Origin of the sequence: Fictibacillus nanhaiensis (assembly GCF_036213205.1) — a bacterium.
Taxonomy (GTDB): Bacteria; Bacillota; Bacilli; order Bacillales; family Fictibacillaceae; genus Fictibacillus; species Fictibacillus nanhaiensis_E.
Genome location: NZ_JARMFC010000005.1, coordinates 36,365 through 54,902, shown reverse-complemented (window position 1 = coordinate 54,902; position 18,538 = coordinate 36,365). Strand labels below are relative to the sequence as shown.

Here is an 18,538-nt window from a genome sequence, read left to right as displayed (position 1 = left end):
TAAAGTCGACAAAAAAAAGACAGCCCCATTGTGAGCTGTCTACATTATCGATTAAAGAATCGTAACTGCTGAAATGTGTCTTATCGGATTTTCTTTGTTACGACCATCACCGTAATAAAAATGAACAGGTCCGTCTTCCTTAAGCGGTTTTCCGTTGTTAGAAAAAGCGAAGTAACCGTTTTGTGCTTCCTCAAGTGTGATTTCAACGCTACCGTCCCCTGATTCTATCCTAACTCTTTCAGCGTCAGGGTGCGGTTGTGCATTATAGATAAAATAGGATAGAGAGATCGCGAATGAACTTGTTAACAATGTTTCTTTTAATGTCGCTTTTGAACTTTGTTTCTTTTGTTCTGAAGGGGGAACAGCGCCTTCTTGTAGTTCTCGGTCCCAGTGTGCCGAAACTTCTTTTAAGTATTTTTCTTGCTCGTTCTCCTGCGATTTATCTAAATCGAACAATGTGTGTAAATCCTCTTTTCTATCATCAAAAATCCATACACCTGGATCTAATGTAAGGGGATAGTTTACTTTTCCGTTTAATGCAACGATGAATTCCATATAAACCTCCTTGAATTTGAAAACGCTATAAAAAGCATAGCACGATTATAAGAATACTGTAATATGTTGATTTTTTTTATGCAAACCTTTATATTTAAAGGTAGAAATCGTGTTGAACGGAGGGATGATCATTGTCAGCTGAGATGGCAACTGGACATCGGGAAAGGGCATTTGATTTATTAAAAGCAGATGCAGACAAAATCCTGAAACTAATTGAAGTTCAAATGGAAAACTTAACAATGCCACAATGTCCCCTCTATGAGGAAGTATTGGATACGCAAATGTTTGGTTTATCCCGTGAAATAGATTTTGCAGTCCGTTTAAACCTGGTTGAAGAAGAAGCAGGTAAGAAATTGTTAGAATCACTTGAAAAGCAGCTAACTGCTTTGCACGATGCCTCAATGAAAAAATGATCGACACCCAGTCCGAGAATGTAAATTGGACTGGATTTTTTTATATACATACATTTGATTGCATGTTCTTGTGAAAGTTGATCTCTTTTACAAGATCCGGATTTCAGGAATGACATTTACAATTATGAGAGGATGTTCATCAAAAAGCCGACACATCCTTCGAAATACTATAAGAAGCTGAAGCTGTAGTGTTGTATCATAAATAAAAAAGGTTTATGTGTTACAATATCTAATAATTATAAAGATGCAGTTTCAAGACTTCTTAAGAGAGGAGAAAGGTGAACAACGTGAAAAAAGCAGTAAGACCCTATGACTATTCTTTGATAGTAGCCGTACTATTATTGTGCAGTGCTGGATTAGTCATGATCTACAGCGCGAGTATAGGGGTAACGATCAATAAATACGACTATAGCAGTAGCTTTTTCTTTACAAGACAACTTGTCTTTCTGCTAGTTGGGATAGGACTCATGTATTTTACCATGAGATTCAATGTTCAAATCTACAAAAAGTTAATGATGCCTATCGTCGTCTTTTCAATTCTCATATTGATATTTGTCCTATTGTTCGGACGAGAAGTGAACAACGCAAAAAGCTGGCTATACATAGGTCCGATCGGTATTCAGCCTGCAGAATTTATTAAGCTAACATTAGCTATCTACTTAGCCGCAATCTATTCAAAGAAACAAGGGAAGATGCAGGATTTCAAAAAAGGTGTTATTCCTCCACTAACGATTTTCGCCATTATGTTTCTATTGATTTTGAGACAGCCAGATTTAGGGACAGGCATTATCGTTTCAGGTGTTGCTGGAGTTATCCTGTTCTGTTCTGGAATTAAATTCAAACATATATTTTCAATGGCAGCATTAGCGGGTATCGTAGGTTTAGGTATATTCCTTCGTTTGACACCAGAACAACTTTCCCGTTTTGACGCAGCATTTGCACCGTTTAAAGATCCTGCGGGCGACGGTTATCAGCTAGTTAATGGATATATCTCAATCGCTGCAGGTGGAATAACAGGATCAGGATTAGGTGAGAGTATTCAGAAATATGGATTCCTCCCAGAACCCCACACTGATTTTATAATTGCCATCATCGCAGAAGAGCTTGGTTTTATTGGCGTATTCTCAATTATCGCCTTGTTAGGATATATCGTTTTAAAAGGATTTTATATTGGCATGCAAAGTAATGATACATATTCAAGCTTATTAGCATTTGGTATCGCTGGAATGATAGGTATTCAAACAGTGGTCAACCTAGGTGCAGCAGTAGGGTTATTACCGATTACTGGTGTTCCGTTACCATTTATTTCGTATGGGGGCTCATCCCTTCTTTTGTTTCTAACATCGATGGGGATTCTTATAAATATTTCTGCAAAAGTAAATCTGAACAAAAAAGTGCCAGATAGAAAGCCCGAAGTAAACAGAAAGATAAAAGCTATCATGTAACGGTAAAAGGAGAGGAACTTGAATGAGTAGAAAAATCAGCAAAGTCTTAGTAGCAAACCGTGGAGAAATTGCAATTCGAATTTTCAGAGCTTGTACCGAACTAGATATACGAACAGTAGCTATTTATTCAAAAGAAGATACGGGATCTTATCATCGTTATAAAGCAGATGAAGCCTATCTTGTAGGTGAAGGTAAGAAACCGATCGATGCCTATCTGGATATTGAAGGTATTATTGAGATCGCTAAAACGAATGGTGTTGACGCGGTTCATCCTGGATATGGTTTTTTGTCGGAAAACAAAGAATTTGCAGAGCGTTGTCATGAAGAAGGAATCATTTTTATCGGTCCAAATCAAAAACACCTCGATGTTTTCGGCGATAAAGTCAAAGCTAGACAAACGGCTATTGATGCTAACATCCCTGTAATTCCAGGCAGTGATGGACCTGTTAACAGTCTTTCAGAAGTGAGAGACTTTGCTCTGAGCAATGGTTTTCCAATCATAATCAAGGCATCTATGGGTGGCGGTGGACGTGGAATGCGTATCGTCAGAAGTGAAAACTCCCTTGCAGAAAGCTATGATCGTGCAAAATCAGAGGCTAAAGCGGCTTTTGGTAAAGACGAAGTGTATGTTGAAAAATTTGTAGAAAACCCAAAACATATTGAAGTACAGATCCTCGGAGATCATGAAGGAAACCTAGTGCATTTATACGAGCGTGATTGTTCTGTACAAAGAAGACATCAAAAAGTTGTTGAAGTTGCGCCAAGTGTTTCGCTATCAGATAAGCTTCGTCATGATATCTGTGAATCAGCTGTATCCTTGATGGAACATGTAGGCTATATCAATGCAGGTACAGTTGAGTATCTAGTCACGCCAGACGGCAAATTCTATTTCATTGAAGTGAATCCGCGTGTTCAGGTAGAACACACGATAACTGAGATGGTAACTGGGATCGATATCGTCCAATCACAAATCCTAATCGCGGAAGGGTACCCGTTGCACGGGAAAGAGATTGGAATTCCAAAGCAGGAAGATATTTATTGTCACGGTTATGCGATCCAATCACGTGTAACGACAGAAGATCCTTCTAATCAGTTCATGCCTGACACAGGTAAAATCATGGCATATCGTTCTGGTGGAGGCTTTGGTGTTCGATTAGATGCCGGAAATGGGTTTCAAGGTGCAATAATCACGCCTTTTTATGATTCCTTACTCGTTAAAGTTTCAACGTGGGCATTATCATATGAGCAAGCTGCATCTAAAATGCTTAGAAACTTAAAAGAGTTTCGTATTCGTGGTATTAAAACAAACATTGCTTTCCTTGAGAACGTTGTAACGCACCAAAAGTTTTTGTCAGGTGATTATGACACCTCTTTCATTGATACAAGCAGTGAGCTCTTCGTCTTTCCTAAGCGAAAAGATAGAGGTACGAAGATGCTCTCGTATATTGGTGCGACAACAATCAATGGATTCCCTGGACTTGCTAAGCAGGATAAACCTAATTTTGCAAAACCAAGGATTCCTAAGATCAAACAGTCTGAGCCAATCCCTAACGGAACAAAACAATTGTTAGATGCTGAAGGACCAGAAGCAGTCTCTCGCTGGATAAAGGACCAAAAGAAACTCTTACTAACGGATACAACGTTCCGCGATGGTCACCAATCATTGCTAGCAACCCGTGTTCGTACGAACGACCTTCTTCATATTGCTGAACCGACTGCAAGATTGTGGCCGGAAATGTTCTCTCTTGAGATGTGGGGAGGAGCAACGTTTGATGTTTCTTATCGATTCCTAAATGAAGATCCATGGGACCGCTTAATTAAGCTGAGAGAAAAAGCTCCAAATGTGTTGTTCCAAATGTTACTCAGAGCGTCTAATGCGGTAGGATACAAAAACTATCCAGATAACGTAGTAGAAGAGTTCGTTAAAAAATCAGCTATGGCAGGAATAGATGTTTTCCGAATCTTTGATAGCTTAAACTGGGTTGAAGGTATGAAAGTTGCTATCAGAGCTGTTCGTGAGACAGGAAAGATCGCCGAAGCAGCTATCTGCTATACAGGAGATATTTTAGATCCAAATCGTACAAAATATGATTTAAATTATTATGTGAATCTAGCAAAAGAGCTTGAAGCAGAAGGGGCGCATATACTAGCGATTAAAGATATGGCAGGACTATTAAAACCTCAAGCTGCATATGACCTAGTTTCAGCGCTTAAAGAATCGGTTGATATCCCGATCCATCTTCATACGCATGATACAAGTGGAAACGGAATCTATACTTACGCGAAAGCAGCTGAAGCAGGTGTGGATATCGTAGACGTTGCTGTAAGTTCAATGGCCGGTCAAACATCTCAGCCGAGTGCAAATTCACTTTATTATGCGTTAGCAGGGAACGAAAGACAGCCTGAATTGAACATTGATCATGTTAAAGACCTATCTTCTTATTGGGAAGATATCAGAAAATACTACTCAGGGTTCGAAAGTAATTCCGCTGCACCAGATCCGGAAGTATATGAGCATGAGATGCCAGGCGGGCAGTTTAGTAATCTTCAGCAACAAGCAAAGGCAGTTGGTCTTGGTGACCGTTGGGATGAAGTGAAACAGATGTATCGCAGAGTGAATGATATGTTTGGCGATGTGGTTAAAGTAACTCCATCATCAAAAGTCGTGGGCGACATGGCTCTATATATGGTCCAAAACAACTTAACGGAAGACAATGTTTATGATCGAGGAGATTCCTTGGATTTTCCTGACTCTGTTGTAGAATTCTTTCAAGGGTATCTAGGACAGCCGTACGAAGGTTTTCCTAGAGAGTTGCAGCGTATCATCTTAAAAGGAAGAGAACCTCTGACAGTGAGGCCTGGAGAGCTCTTAGAAGCTGCTGATTTTAATGATATTAAGGAAACGTTATTCCATAAGATCAATCGCCAAGTAACAAGTTTTGATGTTTTGGCGTATGCACTATATCCGAAGGTATTCTTAGATCGTGAAAAAATGTATTCACAATTCGGTGATATCTCCGTTCTTGATACACCAACATTCTTCTATGGAATGAAGCTAGGAGAAGAGATTGAAGTCGAAATCGAACAAGGAAAGACTTTAATCGTGAAGCTCGTTTCAATCGGTGAAGCACAGAATGATGGATCTAGGGTACTTTACTTTGAACTTAACGGTCAATCTCGTGAAATCGTGGTTATCGATGAAAGTGCAAAAGTAACCGTTTCTGCAAAACAAAAAGTAGATCCTTCAAACCCTACTCAAATTGGTGCAAGTATGCCAGGGACTGTGATCAAGGTTTTAGTTGAAAAAGGAGAAAAGGTTAAAAAAGGTGATCATCTGATGATTACTGAAGCCATGAAGATGGAGACAACTGTTCAAGCTCCATTCGATGGAACCGTTAAAGAGATCTCTGTTCAAAACGGAGAAGGAATCGCTGCTGGTGATCTTTTAATAGAGTTGATTAAGTAAAAATAAAAGGCTGTTTTCGTAAACTTTCTTGCTTTTGGAAGTGTTGATTTCCGTTACAGGATGCTCGCTTTCCACGGGGCAGGCGGTGAGCAACATTCGTACGTTTCACTCTTAAGTGTCTCACCTTCCACTCCAATCAATTGTCAAAGGTGACAAGAAGTTAAAAGCAACAATCATTTAGAAAAGAGCAAAATAATAAAACCAAGGTGCAAAAGTAGCACCTTGGTTTTATTTATTTTCGATATACGATCAGCGCTAGATAGCTTAACGTTCCAAACAGGAAGGAAATGATCAATCCGTGACCTAGGGCAACGAATAGATTTAAGTTGGAATATACGATCAATGCTCCAGACACACCTTGGAGAATGACGAAAAGTAGAGCAAACTGAAAACCTTTTGTTACTACTTTTTGATCGCTATAGTATTTTCGAGCGTGGTACCAAGCATACACGATCCAAATAAACAGGACGATAGCAGCTATACGATGCAATAGATGAATGCTTGCTTGAGATCCTATCGTTGCGAAAATGGTCCCATTACATAAAGGAAACTCCGGACCACACCCCATGCTCGAGCCTGTATGCCTTACAAGTGCACCTGTGTATACAACCGCATACAGATACGTGAATAACCAATAGATGTTTTTTTTAAATGCGGGTGAGACTTTTGCGATAAAAGGACGATCAGGATCTTCAAAAGAAAGAATCGCTATTAAGAGAACACTCGCGAACGAAACGAGTGAAAAGCCGAAATGAGATGCAAGAACGGCTGAAGATTGGCTCCAAACAACGGCAGCTGCTCCTAAAAGACCTTGAAGGATAATAAAGAATACAGCTGATCCAGCCAAGATCTTTATATCTTTTCTATGTGGTTCTCTTCTCCAAGCCCAAATAGCGAGTATGATGACGAGAAGGCCGAGCCATGCTGACACAAATCGGTGACTCACTTCGATAATTGTTTCTAGTTTAGGCGCAGTGGGCAAAATCTCTCCATAGCAGAGTGGCCATGAGTTACCGCATCCATCTCCTGAGCCTGTTTTTGTTACAACAGCTCCCATCAGTAATACAAGCAACATACCTAGTGAAGTAATAATAGAATAAATCTGATAAAATCTTTTCAATTCAATCACCTGCTTTTTTTGTCCTATAACCGTTCACAAATTTGTAATATTTTCAACAAGTATTCCAGACAATCCCATCGTACAAATAATATAAGATAGTGTCTATATTAGTCGAAGTATACAAAGCACTTGATTTGTTTTATAATGTTAAAGGACATTTTCTTTATATATCACTATCCTATCATATAGGTAAAACGTTCTACTTTACATATTGTGAACAGATGAAGACGTTTTTTTACCGTTGATTTTAGAGTCAAGCCCATATAGAATGAATGAGGGCTTAAATAACAGCAAAAGCAAGAATTGGAACATTTTACTCTAAAAGGAGGTGTATCTGTTGAGCAAAACTCCAACTGCATATGAAGTCGCTAACAAAGTAATGGAACCTGGACCTCTATCTGAAGCGAACCCTACAGGCACCTGGAAAGATTTTTTGACCATCGCTAAACTTGGAATCGTTATGAGCAACTTGATTACGACATTTGCTGGATTCTTTCTAGCTTTAAAATATAACAATCTTTTGTTTTCTGACAAGATTGGTGATTTAGTTCTTTGTATTTTAGGTGCTGCATTAGTTATCGCAGGTGGTTGCTGCTTGAATAACTATATTGATAGAGATATAGACCAGCTGATGGAACGTACGATTGAGCGCCCGACAGTTACCGGCAGGATCAGTGCGAATCAAGTACTTTGGGTAGGTATTATTCTTTCCGCAATCGGAACAGTAATGCTTGCAATGACTACCTTAACGGCAGCGGTAATGGGATTGATTGGACTTTTCGTATATGTTGTCGTTTACACGATGTGGCTCAAACGAACGCACTCTATTAATACTGTAGTAGGAGGCATTTCTGGGGCAGTACCGCCGTTAATTGGTTGGGCAGCTGTAGATGCAAACCTGCATTGGGTTGCTTGGATCTTATTCCTAATCATGTTTCTTTGGCAACCTCCACACTTTTTGGCGCTTGCTATGAAAAGGTGTGAAGATTATCGAAAAGCTGGAATTCCTATGCTTCCAGTTGTATCTGGTTTCGCATTAACGAAACGTCAGATGATCTGGTACGTAGCCGCATTACTTCCTGTGTCACTTTACCTGTTTGAATTTGGAATCGTCTACTTGATCTTGGCAGCTGTGTTGGGAACAGGATGGCTGATTCTAGCATTATCAGGGTTAAAGACAAAGGATGACATGAAGTGGGCTCGTATGATGTTCGTTTATTCCTTGAATTATATGACCATTATGTTTGTTGCGATGATCTTAGTGAACATATAGATTTTATACTGGAACAGCGCGATTGTGCTGTTCCTATAATCGCCTTTACATAAAAGGGCTTTCATAAAAAAAGTATAGATGAAGCCTAAATCTTTGTAATCACTCTTAAGAGTGAAACACCTAGTAGTATAAAGAAAAAAGTTAAGTTTTATTTTGTAAGATCTACTTTTTGCTATTTCCATTCAAATAACATATTTATTTGAATTGAATAGATAGAACATTCAGTCAAAACAGACTACAACGAGAAAGTGGGGTATATGTAGTGATGAAAAAATGGCTACAAAAAGGGCGTTTTCTTTCCTTATTTGCCATGTTGGCTCTTCTTTTGATGGGGTGCGGAGATCCGACTCTATCAACTTTAATTCCGCAAGGTGAAGTTGCTGACAAACAGTTCCAGCTGATGCTGATCTCTATTAGTATTATGATTCTGGTACTTGTGGTAGTTTTCGTTCTTTATGCATTCGTATTATTAAAGTTTAGAAAGAAAAAAGGTGACGAATCTACACCTAAGCAAGTGGAAGGTAACCACATGCTTGAACTATTATGGACAGTTATTCCTATTCTTTTGCTTATCATCTTAGCTGTACCAACTGTAATGAGAACGTTTGAATTCTCTGCGGATGCGAAACCAGCTTCAAAGAACGAGTTAAGCATTAAGGTTACTGGACATCAATATTGGTGGGAGTTTGAATATCCGAAAGAAGAATTGATCACTTCTCAGGAATTGGTTCTTCCGGCGGATACGAAAGTACATGTTGAATTATCATCTGCTGATGTTATTCACTCTTTCTGGATTCCTTCACTAGCAGGTAAGACTGATACGAACCCTGGTGATAAAAACAAGAACTACATGTGGTTTGATACGGGAAGTAAGACAGATGTAGTGTACAAAGGGAAATGTGCTGAGCTTTGCGGTGCATCCCATGCTTTGATGGACTTTAAAGTAAGAGTTGTTTCTAAAGAAGACTATAAGAACTGGGTTGCGGGCTATAAAGCGGCTGACGATAAATCTTCTGCTAATGCTGATGGACAACAAGTCTTTGAAAAGAACTGTTTATCTTGTCACGCTGTTGGACAAAACGGCGGGAACACAGGACCTAGCTTAACTGGTTTTGGGGATAAAGACCGTGTAGCAGGTATCTTAGAACATGATAAAGAAAATCTGAAAAAGTGGATTAAGGACCCTCAAGAAGTTAAACCAGGCAACAACATGCCTAAAGTAAATCTTTCTGACGAGGAAATTGATGCCGTTTCGGATTACTTGTTAGGTCTTAAATTGAAATAGTCTTAAGCATTGCAAAAAAGGAGGTTACACCGTGGCAACTCACGAAAGTCACAAAAAGAGAAGTGGGTTAATGGATTGGCTCACTACCGTTGACCATAAAAAGATCGGTATTCTGTATCTTTTGGCTGGTGGCTTCTTCTTCTTAATCGGAGGACTTGAAGCAGTTTTAATGCGTATTCAACTTATGGAACCAGACAGCAAGATTTTCACTGGTGAACTTTATAATCAATTATTAACGATGCATGGAACAACGATGATCTTCTTGGCAGCCATGCCGATTATCTTTGGTTTCATGAATGCGATCGTTCCTTTACAGTTAGGAGCTCGTGACGTAGCGTTTCCTTATGTAAACGCAGTCGGGTTCTGGCTATTCTTCTTTGGAGGAGTGCTATTGAACTTAAGTTGGTTCTTAGGCGGAGCTCCTGAAGCTGGATGGACAGCATATGCTCCGCTATCAACTGTAGCAGAAGATACAGGTGTTGACTTTTATGTACTTGGTCTTCAAATTGCCGGAGCTGGTACTCTTGCAGGAGGAATTAACTTCCTTGTAACGATTATCAACATGCGTGCACCTGGTATGACATTTATGCGTATGCCATTGTTCACATGGGCTTCATTTGTTACTTCTGGGCTTATTCTTTTCGCATTCCCTGCACTTACAGTAGGCTTCTTCTTACTGATGTTCGAACGTGTATTTGATGCTAATTTCTTTAATCCAGATATGGGTGGTAACATTTTGATCTGGGAACACATTTTCTGGATTTTTGGTCACCCGGAAGTATATATCTTAATTCTTCCAGCATTCGGTATTATCTCTGAAGTTATTTCTACATTCTCAAATAAGCGCTTGTTTGGTTATAGCGCAATGGTATTTGCAACAGTGCTTATCGGATTCTTAGGATTCATGGTTTGGGTTCACCACATGTTCACTGTTGGTTTAGGACCTGTAGCAAACTCAATCTTTGCTGTAGCAACTATGGCAATCGCGATTCCAACTGGTGTTAAGATCTTTAACTGGATCTTCACGATGTGGGGCGGACAGATTCGTTTCTCTACAGCTATGCTTTTCGCAGTTGGATTTGTTCCAACTTTCGTAATGGGTGGAGTTACTGGTGTAATGCTTTCTGTACCTGCTGCTGACTACCAATATCATGACAGTTATTTCGTAGTAGCTCACTTCCATTATGTAATCGTTGGTGGTTTGATTTTAGGATTGTTCTCAGGGTTATACTATTGGTACCCTAGAATGTTTAACCGCGTATTGAATGAAACACTTGGTAAGTGGAATTTCTGGTTGTTCTTTATCGGTTTCCATTTAACGTTCTTCCCTCAGCACTGGTTAGGACTAATGGGTATGCCTAGACGTGTTTATACATATATGTCTGGACAAGATCTTGATGGAGCAAACTTTGTAAGTACGATCGGTGCGATTCTTATGGGTGCAGGTACCATTGTACTTTTAATCAACATCATCATTTCTGCATCATCTAAATATGCAACAACAAAAGATCCATGGGATGGCCGTACACTAGAATGGGCTATGCCAGTTCCAACACCAGAATACAATTTCGCTCAAACACCACTAGTACGAGGTCTAGATGCATTGTATGTTGAGAAGACAGCTGGTAATGGAGATATGACACCTGCAGAACCTGTAGGAGAAATTCATATGCCAAATGGATCAATTTTACCGTTCATTTTATCTTTAGGAATGTTCATTTCTGGTTTTGGTTTTATCTACTCGAACTGGTACGTAGCAGGAGCAGGTCTAGGGCTTGTATTGATCACCATGTTCTTACGTTCTATTATTGATGATCACGGGTATCATATTCATAAAGAAGAAGTTGAAGCAGACATTAAAGGGGGTAGAGCTTAATGAATGCTGGAGAACGTTTAACAGATGCGAATTTCCCTGCTCATCCTGAAAAAGCTACCCTTGAAGGTAAGAACAAATTTTTAGGATTCTGGTTATTCCTTGGTGGAGAAACGGTATTATTTGCAACGCTTTTTGGAACATATCTTGGTCTTAGAAATATGCATTTAGACGGCCCTTCTGGGGAAGAACTATTTTCACTGCCATTAGTATTTCTAGCTACAATGTTGCTACTAACTAGTTCACTTACGAGTGTGTACGCAGTACTTTCTTTAAAGCAGAACAAAGTACGTTCATTGCAAGGCTGGTTCCTCGTAACATTATTATTAGGTCTTGGATTCTTAGGTCTAGAGATTTATGAGTTTATACATTATGTTCACGAAGGACATACGTTTACAAGCTCTGCGTTTGGTTCAGCTTTCTATACGTTAGTAGGTTTCCACGGAGCACACGTATTGTTTGGAATCCTTTGGATCACAACATTGTTAGCAAGAAACTGGAACAGAGGGATTACATTATCTAATGCTCCAAAATATTATTTGTTTGCTCTATATTGGCACTTTGTCGATGTTGTATGGGTATTCATTTTTACCGTTGTTTATCTAATGGGAAAGGTAGGCTAAACTCATGGCTAATCACACACAAAACCCTGAAACTACCGTTCATCGTCACGAAGAGATTCAGCGTAAGCTTGCCTTGAAAGAGGAGCGTAAGCATCATAACGTTTCTTTTGTCATGATGATTCTTTTAACGATCGTTGCATTCTTTGCGATCTGGAGTGACAAAATTAGTGATTCATTTGCTGTTTTGTTTATCCTAACACTGGCAGTTGTTCAAGTTTTCTTCCAGCTATATGTTTGGATGCACTTAAGCCACAAAGGACATGACTTCCCAATCTGGGGTATGGCAAGTGGTATATTGGTTGCAGCTATTACAGTAGCTTCCTTAATGGGACTTATTTGGACATCGTAATCAAGGAAGGGCTGCATCTCGTATGCAGCCCTTTTTATTTGTTACAATATTAAGAATTGTCACTATTATTCCGTACAAGTACCAGCTAGGATTGATATAGTATTCATGGGTACTTTTATAAAGGAGATGACAGACATGCATCATAATCATCATGTTCATCATACTAGTTTAAGTGATTATAACTGGTACGAGCTTTTTCCGCCTTCGATATATGTTTTAGCCATCATTCTTGCGTTCGTTTATTTTAGGTTTGTTGCGAGAGATAAACAGGGTAAGAAGCTTGCGACGAAATGGCAGCAGACTTCAATGATCGCTTCACTTTTGTTGATGATCATTATAAAAGGTACGCCTGTTCAGGTTTTAGGACATAATTATTTATTCAGTGTTCACATGGTACAGATGGCTGTTCTTTATTTAATGATCGCACCTCTTATGATACTTGGGATTCCTGAGGTGAGATGGAAAAGTTGGTTAAGTAAGAAAACAATCCTTACTCGGATTTTTCATTTCCTTACTAAACCGTTGCTAGCATTGCTTATCTTTAACGCAGTATTTTCTTTGTATCATATTCCTTTAGTGTTTGATGCAGCCGTTTCAAACCCTGTTATTCATTATGGGTATCATGCTTTATTATTAATAACAGCTTATACGATGTGGTGGCCGGTTCTTTGTCCGGTTAGAGAGCTTGATACGTTGTCAGACATTAAAAAGATCGGATACGTGTTTGCTAATGGTGTACTAATGACTCCAGCATGTGCGTTGATCATGTTTGCTGATTTCCAGTTATATGAAACTTACAGAAACGTACCACAATTGTTTGAAACGATGACCCCGAAAGAAGATCAACACGTAGGCGGAGTCACAATGAAAATCTTCCAGGAAATTATCTACGCATTTGTACTCGGTTTGATTTTCACAAGATGGGTAAAAAAAGAGCGACTGCGTGATAAAGCAGACTTGGAGTTAATAAAAAGACAAAATAATCAACTAAACCCTGAATTAAAGTAACCGGCATATTGCAGGTTATTTTTTTTGTCGCAAACCGTGATTAAGGCTGTTTAGAAAGCACACGTTAGACCTTAAATGGCTGTTATTGCTTACATAGTACGTGAATATCTAGTATGTACATCAAGCAATCCCTAGCAATAATAAAGCTTACAATAGAGGAATAAAAACACTTTAAAAAAGAAGAAATTGCCCTAGTGATGTCGAATTATTAAGAAAGCTGAATAGAAAGGAAAGAAAAAATCATGAGAATCGGAGCCAGACAAGCCGCTAAAAAATTTATAGAGTCTTATTATCCAAACTGTGATGTTGCCTATTTGGCAGGTAGCGTAGTTAGGGGAGAAGAAACAGAGAGCTCTGATCTAGATATAATCATTATCGACAGTTCGGTTAGTGAATCTTATCGAGAATCACTAACCGAGTATGATTGGCCAATTGAGGTTTTTGTTCACAACATGTTTACTTACAAACATTTTTTTAAGCAGAATATTGATCGAGCAAGACCCTCTCTTCCACAAATGTGTGCTGAAGGAATCATTCTACGTGATACCGGCCAAGCTTCTCGAATTAAGAATGAAGCATTACAGTTATTAAAAGCAGGGCCAACACCTTGGAAAACAATTGAGATCGAGCAAGCACGATATTTCTTAACAGATCTATTAAACGACCTAGAAGGTTCTACTAACGCATTAGAGGATTTATTTATCGTTTCAAAGCTTGCAGATCGAACACACGAATTTGTATTACGTGTAAATGGGCACTGGATCGGTGAAGGGAAATGGATTCTTCGTGCTTTAAAAGAATATAGCGAACCTTTTGCAGAACAATTTGCCTCTGTATTTGATGATTATTATTCCAATCGTACCAAATCAAAAGTTATCACATTCGTTGACGAAGTGATTGCTCCATATGGTGGCAGGCTATTTGAAGGGTATTCGTCTCAATCTCCAGAAAGAGCTGCTGAATAAGAAAAAAACCCCTCATGATAGAGGGGTTTTTTTAAACGTGCAATTCAGTATGAAGTGCTTCGATCAATTTGTTGCATTGATTAACAACGTGTTTTGGAAATACTTCGTCGTATTCTACACCGTGTGGGTAATAATGCTTTCCAACATAAGGTGTTCCAAGTTCAACTTTAGCATGTGGAGTTTCAGTTTCTGCTTCAATAACATGACAAGGGAAACGGAAGTAGTAAACGTCACCGTTGGTCATGTCTTCAAATTTGTAATCATATGTAATACGTTCATAATCCCATTGACCAGCACGGATCATGCTATGGTTTTCCATCACATGTTCTAAAAGTGAAAACTCTACAACCTTCCCGTTTAAGCCGCTTTCTTCAAATTTCATTGTGAAACCTCCTAGGAATTCAATAAAAAAATAATAATCACTTCTTAATGATATTATGAAAGCGCTAAAGATGCAATCATTGTCAGAAGTGCGTATATTTGTTTTTCTTTCGTAAAGCATAATGAAGAATAGATTCCCATTAACAAGGAGGTAATGTTTTTGAAAAAGGTAAGTGACATCATGACGAGGAATGTGGATTATGTAACACCGTTAGACAATGTTTTCGAAGTAGCCGTAAAAATGAAGCAGGACAATGTAGGTGTTATTCCTGTTTGTGAAAATGATCAGATCATTGGAGTCATCACAGACCGAGATATTGTCATTCGTGGAGTTGCTGAAAAACGTCCAGGCTCTACAAAAGTAACAGATGTTATGAGCGATAAGCTGTATACAGGTTCTCTAGATATGACAGCAGAAGAAGCTGCAGATCTTATGGCAGATAAGCAAATTAGAAGGCTCCCAATCGTTGAGAACAATAAGCTTGTAGGAATTATTTCTTTAGGAGATCTATCGCTTGCTAAAGAGAGTGACTCTGCTGCAGGACATACCCTTACACAAGTTTCAGAGCATCGAGATCAAATTCAATAAATGATACTGATTGTATAAACAGTTCCATATAAAGTGGAGCTGTTTTATTTTTTAAACGGTCATCCAAACACATACCCTCTATGCTAAACTAAGAAGAGAAGAAAGATATAGGGGGAACCATTATGCGAGGATTGGTTACTTTTTTCCTATCCGTTTTTATTTTGATTGGTTTGTTTTTTTATGATGTTCTGCCAGAATTTACGGTCGAGAAAGAAAAGCCAGATACAAAAGTAGAGTACATAGAAGAAACATTAAAGATTCCTGATGATGCTGTTTCTAACTGGATCGGTAAAGATGTAGCAGCATTTAAGAAGCAATGGGGAGAACCTGAAAGGATCGATCCATCTAGTTATGGCTATGAATGGTATATTTATGGAAACAAAAGCCCGAAAGGTTACCTTCAAGCAGGTGTTGAAAACGGTAAAGTAGTTACGTTGTTCGTCATTGGATCTGATGTGAACACCTCACCATTTACAATCGGAGAAAATTCAAACACGATCATACAGAAGTTTCCGATCGAGAGTGACATCACAATAAATGATGGCGAAGATTTCTTTAGATTTGAACTGTCTGAGCAAGAGGTTATGCTACGTCCGCTTATTAAATTGAATAATAGTGTCTGGGTACAGCTTTATTTTGATAAGTTTACGAATAAGCTTTCAAGTGTACGTTATACCACTTCAGATGTATTGTTAAAACAGAGACCATATTCAATCGTGTATCGAGGTGATCTTCCACCGCTTGGTCAATTAAGCGATGAGGAACAGAATAAAGTGGATCAATCTGAAGAACAACAAGTTTTTGAGTTAACGAATATCATACGACTTAAATACGACAAAAATCCGTTAGAATGGGATGATAAAACTTCAGAAGTAGCGTTTTTGCATTCAAAGGATATGTTAGATCAGCAATATTTTTCACATGAGAGTAAGGATGGAAGAACACTCTCAGACAGGCTGAAGCAAAAAGACGTAAAGTTCTTGCAAGCAGGAGAAAATATAGCCGCAAATTATACGGATGGTATAGCAGCAGTAGAAGGCTGGATGAATAGTGAAGGACATAGGAATACGCTGTTAAACAATGAATATACTCATTTAGGAGTAGGCGTAGATAATAAGTATTACACACAGAATTTTTTAGTTCCTTTGAAGTAAATAGAAGTTAGTAGGGCTGAACCTTAGTGATAGGTTCAGCCCTTTTTTAGGTGACTTTCTGTTAGTCGGCAAGTTTAAAGAACGTCCCTGATGCTGAAGCGATTAGAGTACCTTTTTCGTTACGTACTTTTCCATCCAAACGAACCAGTTGTCTGCCATTATGTACAACTTCTGCTCGACATATGAACAACTCTCCAACACCAGGTGTTAAATAATCTACTTTTAGTTCAACTGTTACAGCACCTCTTTTGTTACCTGGAGCAAGACTTGCCATTGTGCCCATTGCCGTATCTAAAAGAGTTGCTGTTAAGCCGCCGTGTAAAATTCCGATTGCATTATCAAGCAGGGGAGTATTGGGCATCTCCATTTCTAGCGTATGATCATTAATTCTGGTCGTTTTAAAATCTAATAAAGAAGCAATGTGTGTTATATGCTGCTTTTCTCTTTTTGTTTTTAAACTGTTCAAGAAAAGTTTCATGATCTGTTGCTCTTGTTCAGTACTTGTCTCAAAAAACTCGTTCCACTCGTCCTTTATATTCAATAGTCTCTCCCTCGATCTTTTTTTCTTTTTATTGTACCTTTTTGGGCGGATGAGAATAAAGTAAACAGAATTAACTTTGCCATAAATTTTAAAAAATGGGCGCACCAATTTATGGGCACTTATGTATCATGTAGTAAACATCATTCGTCTTTGGATGGCTGGGGGTGGATTCTGTGGTGAAGACTGATATTGAAAGTTTCAAGGAGTTCGTTCATAAACATCCTGAATTAATTAAGGAAGTGAAGAAGAATAAAAGGCCTTGGAAAGAAGTTTATCAGGATTGGATTGTTTTGGGAGAAGAACATGAAAGTTGGAATCAGTATGCAAAAGACAAGGATAAAAATAATAAACAAGAAGATCGAGCGAAATCTAAATCTGAGAAGATAAGAACAGAACTTACAGTGGGGGATATTGTTGCTGGTTTAAGCAAACTTCAAATCACTGATGTACAAAAATATTTATCTCAATTTGGTAGTCTAATGGATGCGGTTCAAGAACTATTACAACAATTTAACAATCAGTCTGACAGATCGAACCAGCTGCCGGAAAATAGAATGAATGATTATCCTTCTTATAGGGATTAAAAGGATGTGTGCGGTGTGCGAAGAGAAATTCTCGAATACTTAAATACAAGACCTGACTTGAAATATTATATTAGGGAGAAACCAGAGTGGTATAGAAAATTAAGCAGAAACCCTTTTTCAGTTTCAGAGCTGGAAGAGGGTGCTAAAGTGTTCTACGGACGTACTTTCGGGCAAAGGGTAGATCGATTTCATCAACAGGTACAAAATTTTGGCTTGTTAATGGAATTGATCTCTGTAATGGGTGATGAAGTAAAGGGAAGCGATGCTCCGATACCAAATGATTTTCAGCCGATGCCAGACTCGTTGAACAACGGTTGAGGGATAATAAGAATTAAATAGGAAAAAACTACTTCTATAAGGAGTGGTTTTTTTATGAAAAAAAGAAACAGAAGAATCTATGCAGGTGGTCTATTAGTACTAACAGTGCTCACCCTATTTATGATTTCCAAATATTACGAAGGAATTTCTGAGTCCAAACTACAAGAACCGAGTGCATTAGAGGTATCTGCTTCATATCCCTTAATGGATAAAGACTGGGCAGTCAATTATCATGTGAAAAAGCAGCGAATCTATTTTGAAAATATTATTACAAGGTTTTCTTTCCAAGGCGGTCTTACGAAGACACCAGGAACTAAGGATGGGTATATTGCTGTTTTTGTAAACAATAAGTGGAAGATGAATGCTAATCAATCTATGTTCATCTTAAAAAATATGAATCCTGGTAAGCATAAGATCACATTGCAGCTGAAGAAAAAGGATGGATCAAATTACGGATTAAAGAAAAATATAGTCGTTCAAGTTCGATAACTCTTCAATTTATGAAGAGTTTTATTTTTTGTAAGAAGTCTGCTATGCTTTTAAGTCCAATCAATATCCGCTATAATAGATTAGAAACCTCATACCTAAAGGGAGGT

The 18,538-nt window shown here is 38.5% G+C and carries 19 protein-coding genes; 15 read left to right on the top strand and 4 right to left on the bottom strand.

All coding sequences use genetic code 11. The features are described 5' to 3' along the window. Positions 1 to 51 precede the first annotated feature (51 nt). Positions 52 to 555 carry a peptidyl-prolyl cis-trans isomerase gene (locus tag P4V41_RS04730; protein ID WP_328083643.1) on the bottom strand — a complete coding sequence of 168 codons (504 nt, stop codon included), beginning with the start codon at positions 553 to 555 and terminating at the stop codon, positions 52 to 54. 143 nt (positions 556 to 698) lie between these two features. On the opposite strand from P4V41_RS04730, the gene P4V41_RS04725 reads away from it, so the two are divergent. The 3 genes from P4V41_RS04725 (at position 699) to pyc (ending at position 5,879) form a co-directional block, all read left to right on the top strand. Continuing rightward, complete coding sequence (locus P4V41_RS04725) at positions 699 to 968, top strand: DUF1507 family protein (protein WP_419181289.1); 270 nt, start codon at positions 699 to 701, stop codon at positions 966 to 968. Positions 969 to 1,246: 278 nt separating this feature from the next. Then, positions 1,247 to 2,413 (top strand): putative lipid II flippase FtsW, encoded by a 1,167-nt coding sequence (ftsW, locus tag P4V41_RS04720; protein WP_328083641.1) that lies wholly within the window; start codon positions 1,247 to 1,249, stop codon positions 2,411 to 2,413. Positions 2,414 to 2,435: 22 nt separating this feature from the next. Continuing rightward, positions 2,436 to 5,879 (top strand): pyruvate carboxylase, encoded by a 3,444-nt coding sequence (pyc, locus tag P4V41_RS04715; RefSeq protein ID WP_328083640.1) that lies wholly within the window; start codon positions 2,436 to 2,438, stop codon positions 5,877 to 5,879. 232 nt (positions 5,880 to 6,111) lie between these two features. Here pyc and P4V41_RS04710 read toward each other — a convergent pair whose 3' ends face one another. After that, entirely contained in the window at positions 6,112 to 6,999 is an 888-nt protein-coding gene (locus tag P4V41_RS04710) for a heme A synthase (RefSeq protein WP_328083639.1), read from the bottom strand. A gap of 379 nt (positions 7,000 to 7,378) precedes the next feature. Here P4V41_RS04710 and cyoE point away from each other — a divergent pair, with 379 nt between their 5' ends. From cyoE to P4V41_RS04675, 7 genes are all read left to right on the top strand, one after another. Then, the gene (gene cyoE, locus P4V41_RS04705) at positions 7,379 to 8,272 is read left to right on the top strand and encodes a heme o synthase (protein ID WP_066399927.1); all 894 of its coding nucleotides are present in this window, start codon (positions 7,379 to 7,381) and stop codon (positions 8,270 to 8,272) included. 265 nt (positions 8,273 to 8,537) lie between these two features. Continuing rightward, on the top strand, positions 8,538 to 9,557 hold the full coding sequence (gene coxB, locus P4V41_RS04700) for a cytochrome c oxidase subunit II (protein WP_328083638.1): 1,020 nt from the start codon (positions 8,538 to 8,540) through the stop codon (positions 9,555 to 9,557). A 31-nt stretch (positions 9,558 to 9,588) separates the two neighbouring features. Further along, the gene (gene ctaD, locus P4V41_RS04695) at positions 9,589 to 11,433 is read left to right on the top strand and encodes a cytochrome c oxidase subunit I (protein WP_312035128.1); all 1,845 of its coding nucleotides are present in this window, start codon (positions 9,589 to 9,591) and stop codon (positions 11,431 to 11,433) included. Continuing rightward, positions 11,433 to 12,053 carry a cytochrome c oxidase subunit 3 gene (locus tag P4V41_RS04690; protein WP_066393359.1) on the top strand — a complete coding sequence of 207 codons (621 nt, stop codon included), beginning with the start codon at positions 11,433 to 11,435 and terminating at the stop codon, positions 12,051 to 12,053. Before ctaD ends, P4V41_RS04690 begins: the two co-directional genes overlap by 1 nt. 4 nt (positions 12,054 to 12,057) lie before the next feature. Next, the gene (locus P4V41_RS04685) at positions 12,058 to 12,402 is read left to right on the top strand and encodes a cytochrome C oxidase subunit IV family protein (protein ID WP_066393364.1); all 345 of its coding nucleotides are present in this window, start codon (positions 12,058 to 12,060) and stop codon (positions 12,400 to 12,402) included. Positions 12,403 to 12,537: 135 nt separating this feature from the next. Next, positions 12,538 to 13,410: a cytochrome c oxidase assembly protein gene (locus P4V41_RS04680; protein WP_328083637.1), complete on the top strand. Its 873-nt coding sequence runs from the start codon at positions 12,538 to 12,540 to the stop codon at positions 13,408 to 13,410. Between the two features lie 242 nt (positions 13,411 to 13,652). Next, positions 13,653 to 14,375, top strand: a complete 723-nt coding sequence (locus tag P4V41_RS04675; RefSeq protein ID WP_328083636.1) for a nucleotidyltransferase domain-containing protein — start codon at positions 13,653 to 13,655, stop codon at positions 14,373 to 14,375. Between the two features lie 31 nt (positions 14,376 to 14,406). On the opposite strand, the gene P4V41_RS04670 is transcribed toward P4V41_RS04675, so the two are convergent. Next, positions 14,407 to 14,757 carry a YugN family protein gene (locus P4V41_RS04670; protein WP_328083635.1) on the bottom strand — a complete coding sequence of 117 codons (351 nt, stop codon included), beginning with the start codon at positions 14,755 to 14,757 and terminating at the stop codon, positions 14,407 to 14,409. A 159-nt stretch (positions 14,758 to 14,916) separates the two neighbouring features. Between P4V41_RS04670 and P4V41_RS04665 the strand changes: the two genes are divergently transcribed. Further along, a complete protein-coding gene (locus P4V41_RS04665) occupies positions 14,917 to 15,345 on the top strand; it encodes a CBS domain-containing protein (RefSeq protein WP_328083634.1) in 429 nt (142 codons plus the stop codon). A 122-nt stretch (positions 15,346 to 15,467) separates the two neighbouring features. After that, a complete protein-coding gene (locus P4V41_RS04660) occupies positions 15,468 to 16,499 on the top strand; it encodes a CAP domain-containing protein (RefSeq protein WP_328083633.1) in 1,032 nt (343 codons plus the stop codon). 61 nt (positions 16,500 to 16,560) lie between these two features. On the opposite strand, the gene P4V41_RS04655 is transcribed toward P4V41_RS04660, so the two are convergent. Then, positions 16,561 to 17,040: a PaaI family thioesterase gene (locus P4V41_RS04655; protein WP_328083632.1), complete on the bottom strand. Its 480-nt coding sequence runs from the start codon at positions 17,038 to 17,040 to the stop codon at positions 16,561 to 16,563. 173 nt (positions 17,041 to 17,213) lie between these two features. Here P4V41_RS04655 and ylbD point away from each other — a divergent pair, with 173 nt between their 5' ends. The 3 genes from ylbD to P4V41_RS04640 are packed head-to-tail and all read left to right on the top strand — an operon-like array spanning position 17,214 to position 18,431. Beyond that, entirely contained in the window at positions 17,214 to 17,624 is a 411-nt protein-coding gene (ylbD, locus tag P4V41_RS04650) for a spore coat protein YlbD (RefSeq protein WP_328083631.1), read from the top strand. Between the two features lie 15 nt (positions 17,625 to 17,639). Continuing rightward, on the top strand, positions 17,640 to 17,942 hold the full coding sequence (locus P4V41_RS04645; protein WP_328083630.1) for a YlbE-like family protein: 303 nt from the start codon (positions 17,640 to 17,642) through the stop codon (positions 17,940 to 17,942). 54 nt (positions 17,943 to 17,996) lie between these two features. Continuing rightward, positions 17,997 to 18,431 (top strand): hypothetical protein, encoded by a 435-nt coding sequence (locus P4V41_RS04640; protein ID WP_328083629.1) that lies wholly within the window; start codon positions 17,997 to 17,999, stop codon positions 18,429 to 18,431. Positions 18,432 to 18,538: the final 107 nt, after the last annotated feature.

Bases quoted from the DNA above. Each gene is read 5' to 3' on its own strand.
- P4V41_RS04685 (WP_066393364.1), top strand. From the start codon at position 12,058: ATGGCTAATCACACACAAAACCCTGAAACTACCGTTCATCGTCACGAA.
- P4V41_RS04690 (WP_066393359.1), top strand. From the start codon at position 11,433: ATGAATGCTGGAGAACGTTTAACAGATGCGAATTTCCCTGCTCATCCT.
- P4V41_RS04640 (WP_328083629.1), top strand. From the start codon at position 17,997: ATGAAAAAAAGAAACAGAAGAATCTATGCAGGTGGTCTATTAGTACTA.
- P4V41_RS04730 (WP_328083643.1), bottom strand. From the start codon at position 555: ATGGAATTCATCGTTGCATTAAACGGAAAAGTAAACTATCCCCTTACA.
- pyc (WP_328083640.1), top strand. From the start codon at position 2,436: ATGAGTAGAAAAATCAGCAAAGTCTTAGTAGCAAACCGTGGAGAAATT.
- P4V41_RS04725 (WP_419181289.1), top strand. From the start codon at position 699: ATGGCAACTGGACATCGGGAAAGGGCATTTGATTTATTAAAAGCAGAT.
- P4V41_RS04660 (WP_328083633.1), top strand. From the start codon at position 15,468: ATGCGAGGATTGGTTACTTTTTTCCTATCCGTTTTTATTTTGATTGGT.
- P4V41_RS04675 (WP_328083636.1), top strand. From the start codon at position 13,653: ATGAGAATCGGAGCCAGACAAGCCGCTAAAAAATTTATAGAGTCTTAT.
- P4V41_RS04680 (WP_328083637.1), top strand. From the start codon at position 12,538: ATGCATCATAATCATCATGTTCATCATACTAGTTTAAGTGATTATAAC.
- P4V41_RS04670 (WP_328083635.1), bottom strand. From the start codon at position 14,757: ATGAAATTTGAAGAAAGCGGCTTAAACGGGAAGGTTGTAGAGTTTTCA.
- cyoE (WP_066399927.1), top strand. From the start codon at position 7,379: ATGGAACCTGGACCTCTATCTGAAGCGAACCCTACAGGCACCTGGAAA.
- coxB (WP_328083638.1), top strand. From the start codon at position 8,538: ATGAAAAAATGGCTACAAAAAGGGCGTTTTCTTTCCTTATTTGCCATG.